Annotated in this window: 1 protein-coding gene; it reads right to left on the bottom strand. The window is 36.4% G+C overall.

Translation table 11 applies throughout. The annotated features are described in order from the left end of the window. Window positions 1–275 precede the first annotated feature (275 nt). The coding region (locus MM213_RS20720; RefSeq protein WP_241414785.1) for an IS1634 family transposase at window positions 276–784 on the bottom strand (509 nt) is incomplete at its 5' end.

The following is a 784-nucleotide window of genomic DNA, read 5'->3' as shown; positions in this document are numbered from 1 at the left end:
AATTTTAATTCATTTCAATCAGCTGCGATAGCTTTTGCGCAGTAGTATAGATAACTTTGACCTATACCATAGAAACAAGTTGCTGTAGAATATTTACCGATTAAACGAGAAATATTCTGATAGTGGAGTCATGTCGGGTAATCTGCAATTTTACTATTCAACACAATTGGCAAAAAACAGGTAAAAACAAAAGAAACCAAATCTGCCTGAATAGTTTCTCAATCTAAAAAAAGTTAATTACTCCCTCTCCTGTTTTGTGCGATGGGACACCCACTCTAAATTTTCATGATAATAGAGATAAGTTCCTGTTGTTGCTCTGTGGGTTTTAGTGGTATAGTTGTATAAGTTTTTGATTCTGGCAGGAATATTTTTATCTGATACATGTTCTTTGTTAGCTCTATTGCACTTGTTGCAGAAAACTCTGCTTTGGCGATTTTAAGCAGTCGTTCCAGCTCCTTAAAGACTGCATAAGACACAAAGCAGATGCAGATGTGTGTTTCTATCCTTCGCGGTATGCGATGATAAATAGGCCTTATGCGTATATCGGTTTTACTTATCCGAAAAGCTTTTTCGATATGCCACAGGTTTCCGTATGCTGCAATGACTTCTGTCGGTTTCAAGGTTGTGTTCGTCAGATAGCCTTTCAAACCATCCCATTTTGCATCCATTTCATACTTGGAGTAATCGATAGCTACCTTTATGTCTGATTCCAGCTTGAGGTATTTGTTATATCCTCTATTATTGATGCTGTTTTTATCAAGTTTGCCGTTTTTAACCTTTTTTT

It is taken from the genome of Belliella alkalica, assembly GCF_022549785.1.
Lineage (GTDB): Bacteria > Bacteroidota > Bacteroidia > Cytophagales > Cyclobacteriaceae > Belliella > Belliella alkalica.
The sequence above is the reverse complement of the archived record's forward strand: the minus strand, read 5'-3'. Positions and strand labels throughout refer to the sequence as shown.